This is a genomic window from Microbacterium sp. P5_E9 (assembly GCF_054049175.1).
On the sequence record NZ_JBFUMV010000008.1, the window covers coordinates 131,109 to 153,889 of the forward strand.

Annotated in this window: 16 protein-coding genes; 6 read left to right on the plus strand and 10 right to left on the minus strand. The window is 69.8% G+C overall.

The features are described 5' to 3' along the window. Nucleotides 1-99 precede the first annotated feature (99 nt). A complete protein-coding gene (locus tag ACXJ3V_RS12225; RefSeq protein ID WP_457100581.1) occupies nucleotides 100-1,437 on the minus strand; it encodes a M50 family metallopeptidase in 1,338 nt (445 codons plus the stop codon). 105 nt (nucleotides 1,438-1,542) lie between these two features. Between ACXJ3V_RS12225 and ACXJ3V_RS12230 the strand changes: the two genes are divergently transcribed. The 3 genes from ACXJ3V_RS12230 (at nucleotide 1,543) to pflA (ending at nucleotide 6,526) form a co-directional block, all read left to right on the plus strand. Continuing rightward, a complete protein-coding gene (locus ACXJ3V_RS12230) occupies nucleotides 1,543-3,186 on the plus strand; it encodes a Mur ligase family protein (protein WP_457100582.1) in 1,644 nt (547 codons plus the stop codon). 146 nt (nucleotides 3,187-3,332) lie between these two features. After that, nucleotides 3,333-5,609 carry a formate C-acetyltransferase gene (gene pflB / locus ACXJ3V_RS12235; protein WP_457100583.1) on the plus strand — a complete coding sequence of 759 codons (2,277 nt, stop codon included), beginning with the start codon at nucleotides 3,333-3,335 and terminating at the stop codon, nucleotides 5,607-5,609. 53 nt (nucleotides 5,610-5,662) lie between these two features. After that, nucleotides 5,663-6,526: a pyruvate formate-lyase-activating protein gene (gene pflA / locus ACXJ3V_RS12240; protein WP_457100602.1), complete on the plus strand. Its 864-nt coding sequence runs from the start codon at nucleotides 5,663-5,665 to the stop codon at nucleotides 6,524-6,526. A 2-nt stretch (nucleotides 6,527-6,528) separates the two neighbouring features. On the opposite strand, the gene dxr is transcribed toward pflA, so the two are convergent. Then, nucleotides 6,529-7,617 (minus strand): 1-deoxy-D-xylulose-5-phosphate reductoisomerase, encoded by a 1,089-nt coding sequence (gene dxr / locus ACXJ3V_RS12245; RefSeq protein WP_457100584.1) that lies wholly within the window; start codon nucleotides 7,615-7,617, stop codon nucleotides 6,529-6,531. A gap of 95 nt (nucleotides 7,618-7,712) precedes the next feature. Beyond that, the gene (locus ACXJ3V_RS12250) at nucleotides 7,713-8,681 is read right to left on the minus strand and encodes an FKBP-type peptidyl-prolyl cis-trans isomerase (protein WP_457100585.1); all 969 of its coding nucleotides are present in this window, start codon (nucleotides 8,679-8,681) and stop codon (nucleotides 7,713-7,715) included. 102 nt (nucleotides 8,682-8,783) lie between these two features. Between ACXJ3V_RS12250 and ACXJ3V_RS12255 the strand changes: the two genes are divergently transcribed. Beyond that, a complete protein-coding gene (locus ACXJ3V_RS12255; protein ID WP_457100586.1) occupies nucleotides 8,784-9,560 on the plus strand; it encodes a lysophospholipid acyltransferase family protein in 777 nt (258 codons plus the stop codon). Between the two features lie 30 nt (nucleotides 9,561-9,590). On the opposite strand, the gene ACXJ3V_RS12260 is transcribed toward ACXJ3V_RS12255, so the two are convergent. Continuing rightward, complete coding sequence (locus tag ACXJ3V_RS12260) at nucleotides 9,591-10,070, minus strand: OsmC family protein (RefSeq protein WP_457100587.1); 480 nt, start codon at nucleotides 10,068-10,070, stop codon at nucleotides 9,591-9,593. Between the two features lie 54 nt (nucleotides 10,071-10,124). Here ACXJ3V_RS12260 and ACXJ3V_RS12265 point away from each other — a divergent pair, with 54 nt between their 5' ends. Both ACXJ3V_RS12265 and ald read left to right on the plus strand, forming a co-directional pair. After that, nucleotides 10,125-11,114: an asparaginase gene (locus ACXJ3V_RS12265; protein WP_457100588.1), complete on the plus strand. Its 990-nt coding sequence runs from the start codon at nucleotides 10,125-10,127 to the stop codon at nucleotides 11,112-11,114. A gap of 33 nt (nucleotides 11,115-11,147) precedes the next feature. Further along, entirely contained in the window at nucleotides 11,148-12,263 is a 1,116-nt protein-coding gene (gene ald, locus ACXJ3V_RS12270; protein ID WP_457100589.1) for an alanine dehydrogenase, read from the plus strand. A gap of 3 nt (nucleotides 12,264-12,266) precedes the next feature. Here the strand turns inward: ald and ACXJ3V_RS12275 are convergent, their stop codons facing one another. The 6 genes from ACXJ3V_RS12275 to ACXJ3V_RS12300 all read right to left on the minus strand — a co-directional run bounded on the left by ACXJ3V_RS12275 (nucleotide 12,267) and on the right by ACXJ3V_RS12300 (nucleotide 22,578). Then, a complete protein-coding gene (locus tag ACXJ3V_RS12275; protein ID WP_457100590.1) occupies nucleotides 12,267-13,835 on the minus strand; it encodes an APC family permease in 1,569 nt (522 codons plus the stop codon). Nucleotides 13,836-13,845: 10 nt separating this feature from the next. After that, complete coding sequence (locus tag ACXJ3V_RS12280) at nucleotides 13,846-16,737, minus strand: FtsK/SpoIIIE domain-containing protein (protein ID WP_457100591.1); 2,892 nt, start codon at nucleotides 16,735-16,737, stop codon at nucleotides 13,846-13,848. Between the two features lie 70 nt (nucleotides 16,738-16,807). Then, complete coding sequence (locus ACXJ3V_RS12285) at nucleotides 16,808-17,599, minus strand: PP2C family protein-serine/threonine phosphatase (RefSeq protein ID WP_457100592.1); 792 nt, start codon at nucleotides 17,597-17,599, stop codon at nucleotides 16,808-16,810. Between the two features lie 79 nt (nucleotides 17,600-17,678). Then, nucleotides 17,679-19,724: an ABC transporter ATP-binding protein gene (locus ACXJ3V_RS12290; RefSeq protein WP_457100593.1), complete on the minus strand. Its 2,046-nt coding sequence runs from the start codon at nucleotides 19,722-19,724 to the stop codon at nucleotides 17,679-17,681. Then, nucleotides 19,721-21,454: an ABC transporter ATP-binding protein gene (locus tag ACXJ3V_RS12295; RefSeq protein ID WP_457100594.1), complete on the minus strand. Its 1,734-nt coding sequence runs from the start codon at nucleotides 21,452-21,454 to the stop codon at nucleotides 19,721-19,723. Before ACXJ3V_RS12295 ends, ACXJ3V_RS12290 begins: the two co-directional genes overlap by 4 nt. Nucleotides 21,455-21,585: 131 nt before the next feature. Further along, the gene (locus ACXJ3V_RS12300) at nucleotides 21,586-22,578 is read right to left on the minus strand and encodes an aldo/keto reductase (protein ID WP_457100595.1); all 993 of its coding nucleotides are present in this window, start codon (nucleotides 22,576-22,578) and stop codon (nucleotides 21,586-21,588) included. Between the last annotated feature and the right edge of the window lie 203 nt (nucleotides 22,579-22,781).

A 22,781-nucleotide genomic window follows, 5' to 3' on the forward strand; every position in this document is an offset into this window, starting at 1 on the left:
GGTGGTGATCCTTTCGTCAGGGGAACCGTTACATCCCCACAGCGAACGGACAAGGCCGATTTCGACATCCCGCCGGAAGAAACTCGAGAAGTTCCGACGTCAGAGGATCGAGATCGGGTTGAAGATGTCGGCGAGGATCAGCACGCCGCCCATGATCAGCAGCGCAGCGACGACGACGAAGGTGACCGGCACGAGCTTGGTCGCATCGACCGGCTTGGGCGGCGGCCGGCGGAAGAGCTTCGCCCATACGCGCTTGAGGCCCTCCCACAGCGCGACCGCGATGTGCCCGCCGTCGAGCGGGAGGAGCGGGATCAGGTTGAAGACGAACAGCGCGATGTTCAGCGAGGCGAGCAGCCCGAGCATGGCCGACACCCGGTTGATCACCGGCGCGTCGCTGGCGGAGACCTCACCCGCGATGAGGCCGGCGCCGACCACGCTGAGCGGCCCGTTCGGGTCGCGCGGCTGATCGGTGATCACCGAGACGGCGGCGTCGTAGACCTTCATCGGGAGCTGCCAGATGATTCCGGCGACCGCGCCGACGTTGTCGATCGCGGTGGCGGCGCCCGCCCAGATCGGCTGGCGCACGTATTCGATCTCCGGGCGGATCCCGACGAACCCGATCTCCTGCGTGGTCGTGGCGCCGTCGGCAGCGGTGACCTGGCCCTCGATCGTCGCCGGTGTCGCGGTCAGGGTGAGCTCTTCGCCATCGCGCTCCACGACGATCGGGAGCTGCTGTCCGGGCGAGGTGCGGATGATGGCGGAGGCCTCGGCGAAGGTCGCGACCGCCGTGCCGTCGACCGAGACGATGACGTCGCCCGGCTCGATGCCCGCGGCCACCGACGGTGCGGGCGGGTCGGCTGCCGTGCATTCGGTCGTACCGGCGGCCGGTACGCACTCGGACAGCGCGGCCACGGTCGTCGTGGCGGTCTGGACGCCGATGCCGCTGAAGATGATGGTGAAGAGCACGATGGCCAGGAGGAGATTCATCACCGGCCCGCCGAGCATGATGACGACCCGCTTCCAGACCGGGAGCCGGTAGAAGACGCGCTGGTCGTCGGCGCCCTGCAGGGTGTCGTCGTTGGCCGTCTGGGCGTCCTGCACCATCGTGGCGAAGAAGCCGCCCCCGGCACGCCCCGATCGCCCGGACTCCGCCCCGACGGCCGACGCTCCGACCTGCGCCGGCTTGCGAAGCCGTGGGGAGGGCGGGTACATGCCCGCCATGGAGATGTAGCCGCCCAGCGGGATCGCCTTGAACCCGTATTCGGTCTCGCCCTTGCGCCGCGACCAGAGAGTCGGCCCGAAGCCGATCATGTACTGGCCGACCCGCACGCCGAACCGCTTGGCGGGGAGCAGGTGCCCGAGCTCGTGCAGCGCGATCGACACGGCAAGGCCCACGACCATGACGAGGATGCCGATGAGGAAGGCGATGGCGGTCACAGGGCAACCGTACCCGCGCTCACCTAGGAGTGGGCCGTGACCTTGCTCCCCGAGCCTGTGCAACCCCCATCCGAAACGACCGCCGGATGAGAGGATGGATGCGCCATGCCGACTGCCGACGCCGYCCCCTCGAATCTCCCGCCCGTCCTCCGACCGGAGCACCCGCCTGTCAGGTCGCTGCAGGACCTCGTGGCGCGCTTCGCCCAGTCCTCGCGCGGCGAGACGTCCGGCGTCGAGCTGAGCGGAATCACCCTCGCCACCGCCGACCTGCGCGCCGGCGAGGCGTTCGTCGCGATCAAGGGCGTCAACCGCCACGGGGCCGAGTTCGCTCCCGCCGCTGCGGCGAAGGGCGCGGTCGCGATCGTGACGGATGCCGAGGGCGCGGCCCTCGCCGAGGGCTCCGGGCTTCCCGTGGTCGTGGTGGAAAACCCGCGGGCCATGCTGGGCGAACTCTCCGCCTGGGTTTACGGCACCGGAGCGGAGGACGACCTCCCGATCCTGTTCGGCACGACCGGCACGAACGGCAAGACGAGCGTGTCGCACCTGCTCGAGGGGATCCTCGGCCAGCTCGGCGTCGTCACCGGCCTCTCCTCGACCGCCGAGCGCCACATCGCCGGCGACGTCATCGTGTCGCGGCTCACCACTCCCGAGGCCTCCGAATTCCACGCGCTCCTCGCCCTCATGCGCGAGCGCGGTGTCGAAGCCGTCGCCGTCGAGGTGAGCGCTCAGGCTCTCAGCCGGCACCGGGTCGACGGCCTCGTCTTCGACGTCGCCGGCTTCACCAACCTCACCCATGACCACCTCGATGACTATGCCGACATGCGCGAGTACTTCGAGGCGAAGCTCCCGCTGTTCCGCCCCGACCGGGCGAAGCGCGCAGTGATCTCGCTGGACTCGACCCCCGGCTTCGAGGTGGTCGAGCGCTGCGAGGTGCCGTTCGTGACCGTGGGGACGCCGGCGATCGCCGCGGACCCGGATGCCGCGGCCGCCGCCGATTGGATCGTCGAGATCCTCGACGAGAAGCCCGCCGGCACCGAGTTCCGGCTGTCTTCGACGGACGGACGGACTCTGACGACAGTGGTCCCGGTGATCGGCCGCCACATGGCCGCCAACGCCGGCCTCGCGATCGTCATGATCCTCGAGGGCGGATACGCTTGGGCCGACCTCGTCGCCGCCCTCGACAGCACCGCGGGCGGGTCCGGGCGGATCGACGCGCACCTGCCGGGGCGCACGCAGCTCGTCTCCGGCGAGCACGGCCCCGCCGTGTACGTCGACTTCGGCCACTCCCCCGATGCCTTCGAGAAGACGCTCGCCGCGGTGCGGCGGGTCACTCCCGGAAAGGTGCTGATGCTCTTCGGCGCCGACGGCGACCGGGACGCCACGAAGCGCCACGACATGGGGCGTACGGCGGTGGAGGGCAGCGACATCCTCGTGATCACCGATCACCACCCGCGGTTCGAGGATCCGGCGTCGATTCGCGCGACGCTGATCGAAGGCGCACGACGCGCCCAGCCCGACGCCGAGATCCACGAATACTCGCCGCCCGAGCGCGCGATCATCGAGGCGGTGGCCCTCGTCGGCGACGGGGATGCGATCCTGTGGGCCGGGCCCGGGCACCAGGACTATCGGGACATCCGCGGCGTCCGCACGCCGTATTCCGCGCGTGAGCTCGCGCGGCGCGCGCTGCGGGCGGCGGGCTGGGACGTCCCCGAGCCGCACTGGGCCGTGCCTTACCCGCCCGAGGCCTGACCAGCCCCACCCTGCCTGCCGAAAGGGCAGATTCGCGCCCCGGCGTGAATCTGCCCTTTCGGCGTCCTGGCACGCGGAATCTCCTTGACCGTGGTCTGACCACACGCTATCCTTGTGGTAAGACCACACGTCGAAGGAATGAGACCATGAGCATCGTGACCCCCGCCGCAACCCAGGCGACCGGCACCGACAACCTCCCCGCGGCTTGGGAGGGCTTCACCACCGGCCCTTGGCAGGACGCCATCGACGTCCGCGACTTCATCCAGCGAAACTACACGCCGTATGCAGGCGATGCCTCCTTCCTCGTCGGCCCCACCGACCGCACCACCCGGGTGTGGGACACGATCGCGGCGATGTTCCCCGAGGAGCGCGCGAAGGGCATCTACGACGTCGACCCGCACACCCCGGCCGGCATCACCGCCCACGCCCCTGGCTACATCTCCGCGGACGACTCCCTCGTCGTCGGCCTGCAGACGGATGCGCCGCTCAAGCGCGCCATCATGCCCAACGGCGGCTGGCGCATGGTCGAGGGCGCCCTCGAGACGTACGGCTACGAGGTCGACCAGACCCTTAAGGCCGTCTTCACCTTCCAGCGCAAGACCCACAACCAGGGCGTCTTCGACGTCTACCCGCCCGCCGTCCGCGCCGCACGCAGCTCGCACATCATCACCGGCCTGCCCGACGCCTACGGCCGCGGCCGCATCATCGGCGACTACCGCCGCGTCGCGCTCTACGGCGTCGACGCCCTGATCCAGGCGAAGAAGCTCGACAAGCTCCAGCTCGACACCGCCCCGTTCGGCGAAGAGGTCGTCCGGATGCGCGAGGAGCACGCCGAGCAGATCCGCGCCCTCGCCGAGCTCAAGGAGATGGCCGCAAGCTACGGAATCGACATCTCGGGCCCGGCCACAACGGCTCGCGAGGCCGTGCAGTGGCTGTACTTCGCGTACCTCGGCGCGGTGAAGGAGCAGAACGGCGCGGCGATGTCGCTCGGCCGCACCTCCACCTTCCTCGACGTGTACATCGACCGCGACCTCGAAGCCGGTGCGATCACCGAGCAGCAGGCCCAGGAGCTCATCGACGACTTCGTCATCAAGCTGCGCATCGTGCGGTTCCTGCGCACCCCCGAGTACGACGAACTCTTCTCCGGCGACCCCACCTGGGTCACCGAGACGATCGGCGGCGTCGGCGAAGACGGCCGCGCACTCGTCACGAAGAACTCGTTCCGCTACCTCCAGACGCTCTACAACCTGGGTCCGGCTCCCGAGCCGAACATGACGGTCTTCTGGAGCGCGGCACTGCCCAAGGGGTTCAAGGACTTCTGCGCCCGCGTGACGATCGACACCTCGGCCGTGCAGTACGAGTCCGACGACCTCATCCGGGCCGCGTGGGGTGACGACGCCGCGATCGCCTGCTGCGTCTCGCCCATGCAGGTCGGCAAGCAGATGCAGTTCTTCGGCGCACGCGTCAACCTCGCCAAGACGATGCTCTATGCGATCAATGGCGGACGCGACGAGGTCTCGGGCAAGCAGGTGGCCCCGGCATCCGCTCCCGTCGGCGAGGGCGTCCTCGACTACGACGATGTGATGGCGCGCTTCGACGGTCTCATGGACTGGCTCGCCAAGACGTACGTCGAGGCCCTCAACTGCATCCACTGGTCGCACGACAAGTACGCGTACGAGCGCCTCGAGATGGCCCTCCACGACAAGGACGTGCTGCGCACGATGGCCTGCGGCATCGCGGGGCTCTCGGTCGCCGCCGACTCGCTGTCGGCGATCAAGTACGCGACGGTCACCCCGGTGCACGACGAGCGCGGCCTCGTCGTCGATTACGTCATCGACGGAGAGTTCCCGACCTTCGGCAACGACGACGACCGCGTCGACACCATCGCCGTCGACCTCGTCGAGCGCTTCATGACGAAGGTCCGCACGCACCCGATGTACCGCGACGCCGTCGCCACCCAGTCGGTGCTGACGATCACCTCGAACGTGGTCTACGGCAAGGCGACCGGCAACACGCCGGATGGCCGCCGCGCGGGTGAGCCGTTCGCCCCGGGCGCGAACCCGATGAACGGACGCGACACGCACGGGATGCTGGCATCCGCTCTCTCGGTCGCCAAGCTCCCGTACGACCAGGCGCAGGACGGCATCTCGCTGACCAACACCGTGGTTCCGGCCGGCCTCGGCCGCACGCTCGACGAGCAGGTCGCGAACCTCGCGGGTCTTCTCGACGCGTACGTCGGCTCGAACGGGTACCACATGAACGTGAACGTCCTCAACCGGGAGACGCTCGAGGATGCCATGGAGCACCCCGAGAACTACCCGCAGCTGACGATCCGCGTGTCGGGCTACGCCGTCAACTTCGTCCGCCTCACGCGCGAGCAGCAGCTCGACGTGCTGTCGCGCACCTTCCACGGCTCGGTCTGATCGACATGCCCGCGCTCCTGATTCCCACGCCGCTGCCGGCCGACGCGATCCGCATGGACGCGCCGGCACGGCCGGGCGGCGTGCGCGCAGGAGCCGGGCTCGGCGGCCTCTCGGTCGCCGACGTGGACCGGGCCCAGCGTCTCGCAGCGATGCGCGCGGGCGTTCTGGGCTCGGTCCACTCCTGGGAGCTCGTGACCGCGGTCGACGGTCCAGGCACCCGGATGACGGTCTTCCTCAGCGGCTGCCCGCTGCGCTGCCTGTACTGCCACAACCCCGACACGCTCGCGATGAAGGACGGCAAGCCGATCGAGGCCGACGAGATCCTGGCCCGCGTGCGCCGCTACCTGCCCGTCTTCACCGCGACCGGCGGCGGGCTCACCCTCTCCGGCGGCGAGGTGCTCATGCAGCCCGCCTTCGCCGCACGACTCCTCCGCGGCGCCAAGGAGATGGGCGTGCACACCACGCTCGACACCTCCGGGTACCTCGGCGCGCACGCGACCGACGCGATGCTCGATGACACCGACCTCGTGCTGCTCGACGTGAAGGCCGGCGACTCCGAGGCCTACCGGCGCGTCACGGGCCGGGAGCTCGAGCCGACCCTCGAGTTCGGCCGACGCCTGGCGCAGCACGGCGTCGGCGCGAAGGGACCTGAGGTCTGGATCCGCTACGTGCTCGTGCCAGGGCTCACCGACGACGTCGAGGGCGTCGCGAAGGTGGCCGAGTACGCGGCATCCCTCAACGAGATCCGACCAGGCACGGTCACCCGCGTCGAGGTGCTCCCGTTCCACCAGATGGGGCGGTCGAAGTGGGAGGCCATCGGCCGCACCTACGAACTCGACGACACCGAGCCGCCAACCCCGGAGCTCGTCGAGCGCGTGCGCGACCAGTTCCGTGCGCAGGGCCTCACGACCTACTGACGTCAGCGAGCGGATGCCGCGATCGCGCGGTCTGCGGCGGTCCGCGCCCACCGCTCGGCGTCGGCCAGCGATTCGCGCGTCAGGGCACCGGGGGCCTCGTGGTTCTCGACCACCCGCTCGATGATCTCGACGATCCCGGTGAACGACAGCCGTCCTTCGTGAAAGGCATCGACCGCCTGCTCATTGGCGGCGTTGAAGACGGCCGGATAGGTGCGGCCGGCGTGGCCGACGAGCTTCGCGAGCCGCACTGCGGGGAACGCCTTCGCATCGAGGGGCTCGAAGGTCCAGGACGTCGCGACCGTCCAATCCAGCGGGCGCCCGACACCCGCGACCCGCTGCGGCCAGTCCAACCCGAGCGAGATCGGGAGCCGCATATCAGGCGGTGACGCCTGCGCGATGGTCGATCCGTCGACGAACTCCACCATGGAGTGCACGATCGACTGCGGATGCACGACGACGTCGATGCGGTCGTACGGCACCCCGAACAGGAGGTGCGCCTCGATGACCTCAAGACCCTTGTTGACGAGGGTCGCGGAGTTCGTCGTCACGACGCGGCCCATGTCCCACGTCGGGTGGTTGAGCGCCTCCGCGGGTGTCACGCTTTCCAGCGACTCTCGGCTGCGACCACGGAACGGGCCCCCGGATGCCGTGAGCACGAGTCGCCGCACCTCGTCGCGCGCGCCGCTGCGCAGCGCCTGAGCGATTGCGGAGTGCTCGGAGTCGACCGGCACGATCTGACCCGGGCGCGCGATGGCGGTGACGAGGTCGCCGCCGACGATCAGCGACTCCTTGTTCGCGAGCGCGAGCGTGCGGCCCATCTCCAGCGCGGCCAGGGTCGGCCCCAGCCCGACCGAGCCGGTGATGCCGTTGAGCACGACATCCGCTTCGACGTCGCGCACCAGCTGCTCGGCCTCGACGGCGCCGAGCGCGGTGTCCTCGACATCGAATTCCTCGGCCTGAGCGCTGAGCTTCTGCCGATCGGATCCGGCTGCCAGCCCGACGACTTCGAACCGCCGCGGGTTGGCGCGGATGACCTCGAGCGCCTGCGTGCCGATCGAACCGGTGGAACCGAGGACGAGCACGCGACGCATCGCGCCAGCCTAGCCGCGCCCACTGATCCCCGCCATCGACGGGCCTCGCTGCGATGGATCGGTCGGGCCATCACCTGGCCCGACCGACCGCAGGACTACTGCGTCGCGGGGTGGGCGACCGCGAGGATGTCGACGACGAACACGAGCGTCTGGCCCGCGAGTTCGCTGGTGTTGGTGTCGCTCTTCTCGCCGTATGCGGCCGAAGGCGGCAGCACCGCGATCACCTGGGAGCCGACGGTCTCACCGGTGACGGCGTCCGAGAACCCCGGGACGACGCCACTGCCGACCGTGAAGCTGAAGGGCTGCTTGCCCCACGACTCGTCGAAGACCTTGCCGGTGTCCCACGAGACGCCGTGATACTGCACGAGCACCTGGTCGCCCACGGCGACGGTGGCGCCGTCGCCCTTCTTGAGGGTCGCCTTGCTGAACTCGGTGGGGATGTCGCCGTCCGGAAGGGTCACCGTGGGGGCGCCATCGTCGGCCAGCTCGACCGTGGGCATCCCGTCGACGGGATCCTGCGGGTCGCCCCAGGCTGCGGTTTCAGCCGTGCCGAGCACGTCGATGACGTACACCTGGGCGGTGGTGTTGTTCGCCGTGTCGGCCGGGAAGACGGTGACGAGGCGCGAGCCGGTGGTCGCGCACCCGATCGCCTGACCGAGGCCGCTCGCCGCAGAGACCTGCACCGGAAGGAGATCGTCGTTGTAGCCCTGGGCGCCGAGCTTCTCGCCGGTGGTGCCGTCGAAGGCGGAGAGCGCGAACTGCACGAGATCGCCGGCCTGGACGGGGTCGCCGGTGCCCTCGACGATCGTCGTCGTCTGGAGCTCGGTGACTTCGAGCGGTGCGGTGAAGGTCGCCGTCGACTCGGTGCCGGCCTCGCCGTCGACGGTGACCGCCTCGGACGCCGCCCCCGAGGGCGCGACCGCGGCGCAGAGATCCGCGTCTCCGGTGGGCGATGGCGAGGGGCTGGCCTCGTTCGCCGTCGACGTGCAGCCGGCGAGCAGAAGGGCCGACAGTGCGGCTGCGGACAGGATGGCAAGCGAGCGGGTGCGCACAGAGAACCTCATCGATGAAAGAAGGGGAACCACCATCCTCCCCCATGATTCCTTTGGCTGCGCTGAGAACCGGTCATGCCGCGACCGGCATGGGCCGCGCAATAGAATCCAAGGATGACTTCTGACGAGCATGACGACGCCGTCGCGCCCGCCGAGGAGTCGAACGCGACCCGCATGGGTGCCACCTATGCACTCGGGCGCTTCATCATCGCCCCGCTCGGACGCTTCATCTATCGGCCCCAGGTCGAAGGCAAAGACAACGTCCCCAAGTCGGGACCCGTCATCTTCGCGAGCAACCATCTGTCGTTCATCGACTCGATCGCGATTCCGGTCGCGTCGCCGCGGCCCGTGCACTTCCTCGCCAAGGCCAGCTACTTCAACGGCACCGGCTTCAAGGGCTGGCTCTCGCGGGAGTTCTTCACCGCGATCGGCGCCGTCCCAGTGAACCGCGGCGCCGGCCAGGCCGCCCTCGACGCCCTCGACCAGCAGAAGCAGATCCTCGACGACGGCAGCGTCGTCGCCCTCTATCCGGAGGGCACCCGCTCCCTCGACGGTCGCCTCTACAAGGGGCGCACGGGCGTGGCGTTCCTCGCCCTMGAGACGGGCGCACCCGTTGTGCCGGTGGGCCTCATCGGCACCGACAAGGTCATGCCGGTGGGCGCCACGATGCCCTCGACGAAGCACCGCATCACCGTTCGATTCGGCGAGCCGCTCGACCTCGCGCACCACGGTCCGGCCACCTCAGGCCGTGCCCGGCGTGCCGCGACCGACGACATCATGAGTGCGATCCACGGACTGACCGGCCAGGACCTCGCGAACGCGTACAACGAGGTTCCCGCACACACCCCGATCGAGAAGATCAAGCAGGCACTGCCCCACGAGCGCCGGTAACGCGCCCCTCGGCCGTCTCCCCCGGACGCCTCAGCGCGCCGCCGCGACCTCGACGGACGGCTCGTGCCGCACCGGGAAGTTGACCGAGTTCGCGATGAAGCACCACTCGTTGGCCTTCGCATGCGCGGCGGTCGCGGCATCCGTCATCGATGCGTCAGCCACCGTCACGTGCGGACGCAGGACCACCTCGGTGAAGCGCCCGCCGCCGCGCCCATCTTCGACCATGAGACCGGATGCCTCGTCCCGGTAGTCGACGACCACCACGCCGGCCTGAACGCAGGCGTGCAGGTACGACAGAAGGTGACACTCGCTCAGCGCCGCGAGGAGAAGATCCTCGGGATTCCAGCGGCTCGGATCACCGCGGAACGGCTTGTCGCTGGAGGCCGCGATGGCAGGCTTGCCGTCGATCTCGATCGTCACGGACCGGTCATAGTCGCGGTAGCCGGAGGTTCCGGAACCCCGATTGCCGGTCCAGGTCGAACGGACGACGTAGCGATGCTCCCCCCACATGACCCCCAGTCTTCCACGCCTGTCGCCGGTGCCGCCCGGCGCTAGGCTGGCGTCGTGCCGCAGACCTTCGCCACGTCCGACGCCGTCGAGCTCGCCGTCGTCGAGCGAAGCGGTTTCATCGAGTCCCGCCACAGCGGCTCAGCGCTCGTCCTCGGACCCGACGGCGTGGTCATCGAGCAGCTCGGTGACCCGGCGGCGGCGGTGCTCCCCCGCTCCAGCCTCAAGCCGCTGCAGGCGCTCGCCTGCCTGACCGCGGGCGCTGTCCTCGAGGGAGAGCAGCTGGGGCTCGCCACCGGCAGCCATTCCGGCACCGACCGGCATGTGTCGGTGGTGCGCGACATGCTCGACGCCGCTCGCCTCGGCGAGGAGGCGCTCGCCTGTCCGCCGGCCTGGCCCGGGGATCAGGCCACCCGCGACGAATTCGTACGCGAGCACCTCTCCCCTTCGCGCATCCGGATGAACTGCTCCGGCAAGCACGCCGCGATGCTGCTGGCCTGCACCGCGAACGGCTGGGATCCGGCGGGCTACCTCGAGCCCGAGCATCCGCTGCAGGTGCACATCCGCGACGTCGTCGAGCGCCTCACCGGCGAGAAGGCCGCGGCCACCGCGGTGGACGGATGCGGCGCCCCGGTCTACGCGATGAGCCTCACCGGTCTCACCAAGGCGATCCACCGCATCGGCACCGCTTCGTCCACTTCGCCGTTCGCCCTGCACCGGCAGGCCGGCGCGCTGGTGCGCGCCGTGCGGGATCATCCGTGGACGATCGACGGTCCGGGGCGCCCGGACACGATCGCGATCGAGCGCCTGGGTGTCTTCGCCAAGGGCGGGGCCGAAGGCGTCATGGTGATGGTCGCGCCGAACGGCACGACGGTTGCGCTGAAGATGCTCGACGGCAGCGGCCGCGCGGCGACGATCGTCGCGCTGCGCCTGCTCGAACGTGCCGGCGCGCTTGCCGCGTCGGATGTCGCGGATGCCGCGGCCAAGCTTGCGCTGACCGTCACCGGCGGCGGCCGCGATGTCGGGGCGATCCGCCCCGCGTTCTGAGACGGCTCTCATGAGGAGCGGAAAGGAGCCACGATGAGGATCTCCGTCCCCACCGAGGTCAAGAACAACGAGTACCGGGTCGCGCTGACTCCCGCAGGCGTCCACGACCTCACCGCACAGGGTCATGAGGTCATCGTCCAGCGCGGGGCCGGCACCGGATCGTCGATGCCGGATGCCGAGTACGAGGCGGCCGGAGCGACGCTGCTCGACGACCCGGCGGAGGTGTGGGCCCGGGCCGAGCTGCTGCTCAAGGTGAAGGAGCCGATCTCGTCGGAGTACGGATTCTTCCGTGACGACCTGGTGCTGTTCACCTACCTCCACCTCGCCGCGGATCGACCGCTCACCGATCGGCTCCTCGCCGATCGGGTGGCGGCCATCGCCTACGAGACGGTGCAGCTGCCTGGTGGCGGGCTGCCCCTGCTCGCGCCGATGAGCGAGGTGGCCGGCCGGCTGGCGCCCACGGTCGGCGCCGCCACGCTGATGCGCTCGGCGGGCGGTCTGGGCCTCCTCATGTCCGGCGTGCCGGGCACCCGATCCGCCCGGGTGACGGTCATCGGCGGTGGCGTCGCCGGCGCCAACGCGGCAGTGATCGCGGTGGGTCTCGGCGCCGACGTCACCGTGTTCGACACGAACGTGCAGCGACTGCGGTATCTCGACGACCACTTCCAGGGGCGCGTGAAGACCGCGGCATCCAATCCTCTCGACCTCGACCGTGCGGTCGTCGACTCCGATCTCGTGATCGGATCGGTGCTCATCCCGGGCGCCAAGGCGCCGAAGCTCGTCACGAACGACATGGTGCGCCGCATGCGGCCGGGTTCGGTGCTGGTCGACATCGCTGTGGACCAGGGCGGCTGCTTCGAGGACACCCACCCGACGACGCACGACGACCCCACCTTCCCGGTGCACGGGTCGGTCTTCTACTGTGTCGCGAACATGCCCGGCGCCGTGCCGAACACCTCGACCTCGGCGCTCACGAACGCGACGCTGCCGTACATCCGCCAGATCGTGCGGCGCGGCTGGAAGGATGCGCTCCGCGCGGATCCGGCGCTCGCGGCCGGCCTCAACACGGTGTCGGGCTCGGTTGCGAACTCCGGCGTCGCCACTGCGCACGACCTCCCGCTCGTCCCCCTCGCCGACGCCCTGGGCTGAGGGTCAGGCCAGGCCGCCGTCGATCGAGCGGGAGAAGTCCGCCCCGTCTTCGGGGACGAGCACCGCGGTTTCGCGGTTGAGGCTCTCACCGCGGAAGAACTGCTTCGCCCTCGGGAACAGGAACCACAGCAGCATCAGGAGCACGCCGAAGGCCAAGGAGCCGATTCCCAGCAGGAATGTGCTGCCGACGGCGCCGATTCCGCCGCTGTAGCCGTAGTCGGGGTCGTACATGTCGATCGCCGACTGCACGAAGGCGTACGTGAGCATCAGCGAGCCGAGCAGCGGGAACAGGAATCGGTAGAAGAAGTTCCTCGTGGAGTCGAAGAGCTCGCGACGGAAGTACCAGACGCAGGCKAACCCGGTGATGGCGTAATAGAAGGCGATCGCGAGGCCGAGCGACAGGATCGAGTCCTGGAGAATGTTGTCGCTGATGAGCGTCATGCCGACGTAGTAGACGATCGCGACGGCTCCCATCACGAGGGTCGAGAACGACGGGGTCCGGTACCGCGGATGCACCGTGGCGAACCGCCTGGGGAGGGCCTTGTACGCGGCCATGGCCAGCGTCCCGCGCGCGGTCGGARGGATCGTGGTCTGGGTCGACGAGATGGCCGAGATCATCACCGCGACCACGAGCACCCAGCCGAGCGGTCCGAGCAGCCCGTCCTTGATCGCGAGGAAGAAGTCGTCGGCGTTGGCCTCGTTGCCGAGCCCTGTGCCTTCGCTTCCGAGCCCGGCGTACATCATGGCTGCGACGGTCACTCCGACGTACGTGATCAGGAGGATGACGGTCGTGAGCAGCGCCGCGCGGCCCGGGATGCGCTTGGGATCCTTCGTCTCCTCGTTCAGCGCGAGACACGTGTCCCAGCCCCAGTAGATGAACAGCGCGAGGAGCACGGCCTCGATGAATGCGCTCCAGTCGGTGAACGCGAACGGGTTGAACCACTCCCACGAGAACGGTGTCGCGTCCGGTGCGGTGCCGGCGAAGAAGTGCCAGAGTGCAGCGACGACGAAGATCACGAGGGCGAGATACTGGATGCCGAGCAGCACGTTCTGGATGCGCTCGCCGATCTCCACCCCGCGCCAGCTCACCCACGTCATCGCCGCGATGAAGACCACTCCGGTCGCTGTCACGAGCGGGACGTTGTCCGCCAGCAGCGCGTCCTCGGATGTTCGCACCAGGCCGTCGATGAGCGCCCAGAAGTAGATTCCGGCGATCTGCGCGAGATTCGCGAGCACCACCATCCCCGCGACGGCCACGCCCCAGCCGCCCATCCACCCCACCCAGGGTCCGAACGCCTTCGTCCCCCACGTGAACGTGGTGCCGCAGTCGGGGACGGCGTTGTTCAGCTCGCGGTACGCGAAGGCGATGAACAGCATCGGGATGAACGCGATGACGAAGGCGATCGGCGCTTGTGCGCCGACGGCGAGCACGACGAACCCGAGGCTCGCGACGAGCGAGTAGACCGGGGCCGTCGAGGCGAGGCCGATGACGGTGGAACCCCACAGCCCCAGGGTTCCGGCGGCCAGGCCCTTCCCGTCGGGGCGGTTGAGGTTGATCGGTGTGGTGGTCACAACCCTGACGCTAGGACCGCCGATGGGGCTGGTCAAGCGTGGCGCCCCGACCTTCGCCGTCACGCGATCCTCCGGACGCCGGCAGCACGACGCGTCGGGGCGACTCGCCGCCGGTGCACAGCCAGGCTCGCGGCCGTCCGGGGACGCAGAACGGCGGCAGCGCCCGGTCGGCAGCCAACGACCGGAACTCGGCCGCACACGCAGCGTCGATCACGAGATCGCACTCGCCGCGCACCGTCGCGAGCAGCTGCCAATGGCGCTGCCAGTCATCGGGCTCGCCGACGATGACGACCCCGGCTGGGCGCGGGAATTCTGCGGCCGCGGTGTCGACGGACTGGATCTGAATCCCCGCGGCCTCCCACGCTTCGAGTGCGGCGCGCGAGACCGCCGACCGACGCGCGACGAATCCGGTCACCGAGGCGGTCGGCATCCACGGCGCTCCGACGCGGATTTCCGTGGGCGCGACGGCGAGCGCCGGCAGCTGGGAGGTCGAGGCGACCTGCACGGCGCGGCCATCGAACCGCGCCCGTCCAGGAGGCTGATCTACCGCGTGGTGCGATGCGTCTCCGCCGAACGCGAGGTGCTCGGCGCGCGACGTCGCGGCCAGCAGAATCCGTCGTGGCAGGAGCTCGACCGCCCGCCCGATCGCGCCCGTCAGGCGCTGCATCGACACCGCCACGAAGATCCCCTGGTCTCCCGCGCAGCGGATCAGCTGTTCGACCCGCTCGATGACCTCCAGGCCGTAGTCGTGCGGATAGCGCGGAATCAGCGCGTCGAGGTCGTCGAGGGCGATCACCGTGCCGGGCTGCGGGGGCGCCTCGTCCATCCTCGCGAGGACGTCCCATGCCGCCTCCGGGTCGGAGGGAACGGTGACAACGCCGGCGGCCTGCGATGCGAGAGTGCGCAGCACCGTCGAGCGCCCGGAGCCCGCTCGGCCCAGCACCAGGACCCCGCGGTCTGCGATCCGCACCGCGACCGGAACCTGACGCTGCCGGTCGGGCTCGTCAGCGAGCCCGAGTGTGAGCACGCCCGGCTCGCCCACGCCCGGCACCAGGTCATCGAGGGCCACCCGCTCCGGCAGATCCGGCAGCCACGGGCGTCGCGGACGCGGTCCGGATGGCGCGGCGCAGATTCGCTCCACATCGGCCGGCGCCGAGAGGGCCACGCGCATCCGGCGTGGCACGGCGTCGCTGCCGCGCCGCACGAAGGCGATCCCGGCCCCCTCTGCCCCGCCGGGCAGTCGCGCCGCCTCGTCGGACCCGATGACGGCTCGGCTGTCCGAGGCATCCGTCACCCGCAGGCTGACGCGCAGCGGGCAGTTCGCCAGCAGGGCGTCTCGGACCACCCCCGCCACCCGCTGGGTGCCGAGGATCAGATGCATGCCCAGCGCGCGGCCGCGGGCGGCGACATCCGTGAACACCGCGTGCAGCTCGGGGTGATCGCCGAGCAGCGCCGCGAACTCGTCGACCACGATCACGAGTCGCGGCAGGGCGACCCGGGAGTCCAGGACGTCGCGGGCGCCGACGCGCGAGAGCTCCGCCTCCCGCCAGCGCACCTCGGCCCGCAGACTCTCGATGGCCCGGCGCGACCCGGCGCCGTCGAGATCGGTGATGACGCCCGTCACATGGGGCAGCGCCGCCAGAGCATCGAACGCGGTCCCGCCCTTGAAGTCCGCCAGCAGGAAGCTCACCTCATTCGTCGAGTAGGTCGAGCAGAGCGAGAGCACCCAGGTGACCAGGAGCTCGCTCTTGCCTGAGCCGGTCACGCCAGCCACGACGGCGTGCGGGCCGTCGGCCACCAGATCGAGAGCGACCGATCCTTCCGCGCCGACACCCACCACGGCGCTGAGTCCCGCAGGCTCGAGGCGTGGCGCCGACTCCCGGCCCGCCGCCAGCAGCTCGCCGAGCACGATCGGTCCCGCCACGCCGGTCGCGGCGCCCGGGAGGGATCGTGCCCGCTCGACGAGCTGCGCCGCGATCTGCTCCGCCTGCACGGCCGAGATCGCCTCGACGCGCAGCTCTCGGTGCCCGCCACCGCAGTCCAGCAAGGCGCGCGAGAGGGACGAGACGGTGAGCACCGCACCGCACCCGGTCGGCAGCGGCGAGGTCGGATCGGCGCGGATGATCGCGATCTCCGCCTCCGGCGGCACCGCCTGTCCTGGTGCGACCAGCGCGAGGGGCGTCCCCTCGGCCGAGCGCCGATGCGGAAGGCGATCGACCCAGCCGTCCTCCTCGCTCAGCGGCCCGACGATCCGCAGCTCGCCGGGCGGCGCAGCGAGGAGCAGCTGAGCGATGAGCGCCCGCTTGACGGCGGTGGCGCGCACGGGATCGCCCAGCACGGCGATGCCCGTGGCGGCAGGGATCACGACGGGCGCCATCGGCAGCGTCGCTGCGGCGCGCCGCAGCCCGACGGCACGCGGCTCGTCCGCCCCCCCGCCGACCTGGACTCCGCTCGGCGCATCGCCTGCACCGACCACCAGCGCGCCCGAACGGCCGGGCACGAAGCGCCAGATCTCCGCATCGCGCGCGAGGAAGCCCGCGACGTCCGGCGTGCGCGCCCACCGCCGTTGCCGTTCGGCGTCGTGGCGATCGGCGAGCGCCGCCGCCACCCGGTCGCACGCCGCCTCCCACTCCCGCCCGCTGCGGCGTCGCTCCCGCCGGGCCGCGCGCCCCGCATCGAGGCGGGTCGCCACCGCGATCAGCGGCCCGAGAAGCCCGAGCCACAAGGAAAGCACCGACCCCGTGACCAGCCACAGTGCGACCGCTGCGATCAGGGGAACCACGGCTGCGACCACGGGAAGGGGAGCTCGCCCGGGCGGGGTCCAGGGCTGTGGCAGGGTGAGCGGCTCCTCGACCGGAGCCACCGGATCGAGCGCGCTGAGCGGCGAGGGCTGTGGGGACATCCGTCCACTTCACCAGCCGGCGGGCCGCGACCGGCCGCCTGAGCGGATGTCGTGCGGCGGCGGGTGCCGGTCAGTCCTGGGGAGGAGCGCCTTCACCCTGCAGGGCGACATCGAGCACGATGATCGTGATGTTGTCGCGACCGCCGTTCTCGAGAGCGGCTTCGAGCATCGCCTCGATGGCGTCGGAAGGATCGGGGTTCTCCGTGAGGAAGTGCTGGATCCCGTAGTCGGTGAGCTCCTTCGTGAGTCCGTCCGAGCAGATCACGAAGCGATCGCCGTCTGTGACATCGAGGCGCACGTAGTCGGGGGTCACGCTGTCACTCGGACCGACCGCCCGGGTGATGACGTTGCCGTAGGGGTGGTTCTCGGCCTCTTCGGGGCTCAGCCTCCCGGCGGCGACGAGCTCCTGCACGACCGAGTGGTCGGTCGTGATCTGCGCGATGACGCCATCCCGCGAGAGGTACACGCGCGAGTCGCCGATATTGAGGGTCACCCAGTGCACCTGGTCGCCGGACACATCGAGGTACACGCCGGTCAGCGTCGTACCGGTGGCCTCGTCCGTGGTCTCCGGGTGGGCGGCGATGTCCTTGACCGCACGCAGGAGCCCCTTCTCGATCGCCTTCGGGGTGACCGTCCCCGCCTCGACGACACCGCGCAGCCGCTCGATCGTGCGAGCGCTCGCGATCTCGCCGCCGAGGTGACCGCCCATGCCATCGGCGACCACGAACAGCGGGTACGCGGTCAGCATCGAGTCCTGGTTGATCTCCCGGCGCCGCCCGGTATGGGTCGTCGCCGCCCAGGTGAGCTCGATGCTCCCGTGGGCGTACGGAACAGACCGCGTCTGCGTGGATGCTTCGGGCACGACCCTGTCCTCCCGTGAACCGGTGCGATGGGCCGTGGACACGTCAGTCGGCGGCGTGCTCACATCCTAGTGGACCGTTTCAGGGCGTCTCGGTATCCGCCGACCGCTCGCCGCCTGCGCCCCCGCTTGTGCCGACGGCCTGCAGACCGGGGTCTGCCGGAGTGGACTCCGCGTCGATGGCGGCCTCGAACTGCGCGTTGTAGAGCCGGAAGTACGCGCCGCGCGAGCGAAGGAGCTCGTCGTGCGATCCCTGCTCGACGATCGCGCCGTCCTCCATGACGAGGATGAGATCGGCATCCCGGATCGTGGAGAGCCGGTGCGCGATGACGAAGGCGGTCCGGTCGGCCCGCAGGCGCGACATCGCACGCTGGATGAGCAGCTCGGTGCGGGTGTCCACCGACGAGGTCGCCTCGTCGAGGATCAGGATGCGCGGGTCGGCCAGGAAGGCGCGTGCGATCGTGATCAGCTGCCGCTCGCCGACGCTCAGGTTGGTGGCTTCGTCGTCGAGCTGAGTGTCATAGCCGTCGGGCAGCGCGTGCACGAAGCGGTCGACGTACGCCGCGGTCGCCGCCTCGAGGATCTCGTCCTCGGTCGCGTCGGGCCGGCCGTAGGCGATGTTCTCGCGGATCGTGCCGGAGAACAGCCAGGTGTCCTGCAGCACCATTCCGGTGCGGGAACGGAGGTCGTCGCGGGTCATGTGCCGGGTGTCGAAGCCGTCGAGCACGATCCGGCCCGCGTCGACGTCATAGAAGCGCATGATGAGGTTCACGAGGGTCGTCTTGCCCGCGCCGGTCGGACCGACGATGGCCACCGTGCTCCCCGGGTTCGCCTCGATGCTGAGCCCGTGGATCAGCGGCTTGTCGGCGACGTAGCGGAAGTCGACCTCCTCGAAGGCCAGGTGGCTCGCCCACTCCGGCGCCGTCTCGGGCTCGTCGAGGTCGGGCTCCTGCTCCTCCTCGTCGAGCAGCTCGAACACGCGCTCCGCGCTCGCGACGCCGGACTGCAGCAGGTTCGCCATCGAGCCGAGCTGGCTCAGCGGCTGCGTGAACTGGCGGGAGTACTGGATGAACGCCTGCACGTCGCCGATGGACATGAGACCCGCCGCGACCTGGATGCCGCCGACCACTGCGATGGCGACGTAGACGAGGTTCCCGATGAACATCATCGCGGGCATGATGATGCCCGACAGGAACTGCGCGCCGAAGCTGGCCCGGTAGACCTCTTCGTTCTCGACCAGGAAGTCGGCTTCGGCCTCCTTCTGGTGACCGAACGTCTTGACGACGGCGTGGCCCGAGAAGGTCTCTTCGACGCGCGCGTTCAGGATGCCGGTGGCCTTCCATTGCGCGACGAACATCTTCTGCGACTGGCGTGCCACGAGCACCGTGATGACGATCGTGAGCGGAATGGTGATCAGAGCGATCATGGCCAGCAGCGGCGAGATGATGAACATCATCACGAGCACGCCGATGACGGTGAGCAGCGAGGTCACGACCTGCGAAAGGGTCTGCTGCATGGTCTGGCCGATGTTGTCGACATCGTTGGTGACCCGGCTGAGCAGCTCGCCGCGCTGGACGCGGTCGAAGTACGCGAGCGGCAGGCGGTGGATCTTGTCCTCCACCTGCATGCGCAGGCGGTGCATCGCGCGCTGCACGATGCCGTTGAGGATGCGCGCCTGCAGCCAGCCGAAGATGCTCGCGAAGATGTAGACGGCCAGCACGAGCACGACGATCCGGGCGAGTGCCGCGAAGTCGACGCCCGCACCGGGAACGAACTCCATGGCCGAGAGCATCTCGGCCTGCTGCGTGTTGCCCTGGGCGATGAGCCCGTCGATCACCTGCTGCCGCGTCATCCCCTCCGGCGTCTGCAGCGAGACGTAGCCGGCGAACAGGATGTTGGTGCCCTCACCGAGGAGCTTGGGGCCGAGGACCGATAGGGCGACGCTCAAGACGCTGAAGACGAGGGCGAGGATCAGCAGCGGCATATCGGTGCGCAGAGTGCGGAGCAGGCGCTTGGCGCTGGGGCCGAAGTTCTGCGCCTTCGCGACTGGCAGACCCACTCCCCCGCCCATCGGGCCTCGGGGCCCGCGGGGCGGCGGCGGTGCCGCTTCGGTGCGTGCGCCGCTCATGCTGCCGCCTCCGCCGCGAGCTGCGATTCGACGATCTCGCGGTAGGTCTCGCAGGTCTCGACGAGGTCGTCGTGCCTGCCTATCCCGACCATTCGGCCGTGATCGAGCACGACGATCTGATCGGCGTGCTGGATGGTCGACACCCGCTGCGCCACCACCACCCTGGTCGCATGCGGCAGATGGGTGTCGAGGGCGCGGCGGAGCGCGGCATCCGTCCGCAGATCCAATGCCGAGAACGAGTCGTCGAAGATGTAGATGCCGGGCTTCTTCGCGAGCGCCCGCGCGATCGCGAGCCGCTGACGCTGACCGCCGGAGACGTTCGTCCCGCCCTGCGAGATGGGCGATTCGAGGCCCTCGGGCATGGCCGCGACGAAGTCCTTGCCCTGGGCGAGCTCGAGCGCGCGCCACAGCTCCTCGTCCGTCGCGTCGTCGTCGCCGTAGCGGAGGTTGCTCGCGACGGTGCCGGAGAAGAGGAAGGCCCGCTGCTGCACGAGACCGATGCGCTTCCACAGGATGTCGGGCTCGTAGTGGCGCACGTCGATCCCGTCGACGCGCACGACACCGCCGGTGACGTCGAAGAGCCGTGGGATGAGACCGACGAGGGTCGTCTTGCCCGCACCGGTCGAGCCGATGATCGCCGTGGTCGATCCCGGTGCGACAGTGAACGACAGGTCGTGCAGCACCGCGTCATCGGCGCCGGGGTAGGCGAAGTCGACGTGCTCGAACTCGATGCTGCCGACCGACGCGGGAGGCGCTGCGGGATCGGCCGGGGCCGCCACAGACGGGTCGGTGTCGAGCACCTGCTTGATGCGATTCGCGCAGACGGCCGCGCGCGGGATCATGACGAACATGAAGGTCGCCATCATGACGCCCATCAGGATCTGCATGAGGTAGTTGAGGAAGGCGAAGATCGTGCCGATCTCGACACCGGCCTCCTGCACCTGGAAGGCGCCGAACCAGATCACCGCGACGCTCGAGACGTTCATGACGAGCATGACGGCCGGGAACATGATCGCCATCAGGTTGCCGGCCCGCAGCCCGGTCGCCATGACGTCCTCGCTCGCCGTCGAGAAGCGGGCGCGCTCCTCGCGCTCCCGCACGAATGCGCGGATGACCCGGATGCCGCTCAGCTGCTCACGTGCGATCTGGTTGACGCGGTCGATCTTCGCCTGCATCTGGGTGAACGCCGGCACCATGCGCCACACGATCAATCCGACGATGATCAGCAGCACCGGAATGGAGATCGCCAGGAGCCAGGCCAGCCCGGCATCCTGCCGGAGCGCCATGATCACGCCGCCGATAGCCAGCATCGGCGCCGAGATCATCAGGGTCGCCGAGACCTGCACCAGCATCTGCACCTGCTGCACATCGTTCGTGTTGCGGGTGATCAGCGACGGCGCGCCGAACTGCCCGACCTCCCGCTGCGAGAACGCGACGACGCGATGGAAGAGGTCGCCGCGCAGCTGGCGGCCCATTCCCATGGCCAGCCGAGACCCGAAGTACACCGCGATGATGGCGCAGATCACCTGGACCAGGCTGACCCCCAGCATCATCACGCCGGTCTGCAGGATGTAGTCGATGTCGCCCGTGACCACGCCGTTGTCGATGATGTCCGCGTTCAGCGTGGGCAGCATGAGCGAGGCGATGGACTGTGCGAGCTGGAAGACGACGACGGCGAGGATGAGTCCCCACGCGGGTGTCAGGTAGCGAACCAAGAGCTTGCCGAGCACGGCGATCCTTTCCTGCGGGCGGCGACATCAGCCCCGAGGCGACCGCGCACGTCCTTCAGACGCTACGCCCTGCGGGCGAGCGGCTCCAAGTTCGCCGGATCCGCTGACAGCGAAACCCAGGATGGGGTCGGTCAGACCTTGGCCCCGGGGTCCTCAGGAAGCGGGAATCGGGCGTCGATCTCGGCCAGCTCAGCGGCATCCGGGGTCCACGCCGACGCCGCGGCGGCGTTCGCCCGCACCTGGTCAGGACTGGTCGCACCAGCGATGACGCTCGAGATCGCCTGGCGGGCGAGCAGCCACCCGAACGTCGCCTCGAGCATCGTGATCCCACGCTCGTCGCAGAACGCCTGGTGCGCCTCGAGCGCATCCCATGGCGCGTTCTGCCACACGTGCGGCCGGGCCGTCATGATTCGGCTGCCCTCTGGTCCCCCCTCACGCGTGAACTTGCCCGTCAGCAGGCCGTTGTGCAGCGGGAAGAACGGGAAGAACCCGAGCCCGTACCGTTCGACGGCCGGGAGCACTTCGCGCTCGGCCGCCCGCGCGAGCAGGCTGTAGTGGTTCTGGGCCGAGATGAACGGCACGCTTCTCCGGTCCGCCGCGGTGAAGTGCGCCTCCGCGATCTCCCATCCGGGCAGGTTGGAGTGCCCGAGGTAGCGCACCTTGCCCTCGCGGACGAGATCGCCCAGCGCGTCGAGGGTCTCCTCGATCGGCGTGAGCGGGTCGGGCGTGTGCAGCTGATACAGGTCGATCCAGTCGGTCTGCAGACGGGTGAGGGATGCCTCGACCGCGCGGCGGATGTACCGGCGGGAGCCCTTCGACCCGGTGATCGGATACCCCATGTCGCGGCCGAAGTGCCCGAATTTGGTGGCCAGCACGACCTCATCGCGGCGGCCGCGGAGCGCCTCCCCCATGAGGGTCTCGGACAGCCCGGGATCTTTGCCGTACATGTCGGCGGTATCGAGGAACGTCACCCCCGCGTCGATCGCTGCGTCGAGCACCTCGCGCGTTCCCTCGAGAGTCTCGGTGCGGGTGCCCGGGCGCCCGAAGTTGTTGCAGCCGAGACCGACGGCGGAGACGAGCAGACCGGAGGCGCCGACGCGGCGCAGGGGCACAGAGGAACTCATCCCTCCACGGTAGCCGAGCGGGCCGCGGCCATACGCAGCAGACCCCCGCCACGATGGGCGGGGGTCTGCTGCGTACGGTCAGGCCTGGGGCTTGTCCTCTGCCGGGGGCTCGGGAGCTGCCGGGGGCTCCGGCGCTGCGGGCGGCTCTGCAGCGGCCGGCGGCTCAGGAGCCGGTGCGGCAGGCGCTGCGGGAGGCTCTGCAG

What these genes read in the sequence shown, in the direction of transcription:
- pflB (WP_457100583.1), top strand. Translation starts at nt 3,333, where the DNA reads ATGAGCATCGTGACCCCCGCCGCAACCCAGGCGACCGGCACCGACAAC.
- pflA (WP_457100602.1), top strand. Translation starts at nt 5,663, where the DNA reads ATGGACGCGCCGGCACGGCCGGGCGGCGTGCGCGCAGGAGCCGGGCTC.
- dxr (WP_457100584.1), bottom strand. Translation starts at nt 7,617, where the DNA reads ATGCGTCGCGTGCTCGTCCTCGGTTCCACCGGTTCGATCGGCACGCAG.
- ACXJ3V_RS12250 (WP_457100585.1), bottom strand. Translation starts at nt 8,681, where the DNA reads ATGAGGTTCTCTGTGCGCACCCGCTCGCTTGCCATCCTGTCCGCAGCC.
- ACXJ3V_RS12260 (WP_457100587.1), bottom strand. Translation starts at nt 10,070, where the DNA reads ATGTGGGGGGAGCATCGCTACGTCGTCCGTTCGACCTGGACCGGCAAT.
- ald (WP_457100589.1), top strand. Translation starts at nt 11,148, where the DNA reads ATGAGGATCTCCGTCCCCACCGAGGTCAAGAACAACGAGTACCGGGTC.
- ACXJ3V_RS12280 (WP_457100591.1), bottom strand. Translation starts at nt 16,737, where the DNA reads ATGTCCCCACAGCCCTCGCCGCTCAGCGCGCTCGATCCGGTGGCTCCG.
- ACXJ3V_RS12290 (WP_457100593.1), bottom strand. Translation starts at nt 19,724, where the DNA reads ATGAGCGGCGCACGCACCGAAGCGGCACCGCCGCCGCCCCGCGGGCCC.
- ACXJ3V_RS12300 (WP_457100595.1), bottom strand. Translation starts at nt 22,578, where the DNA reads ATGAGTTCCTCTGTGCCCCTGCGCCGCGTCGGCGCCTCCGGTCTGCTC.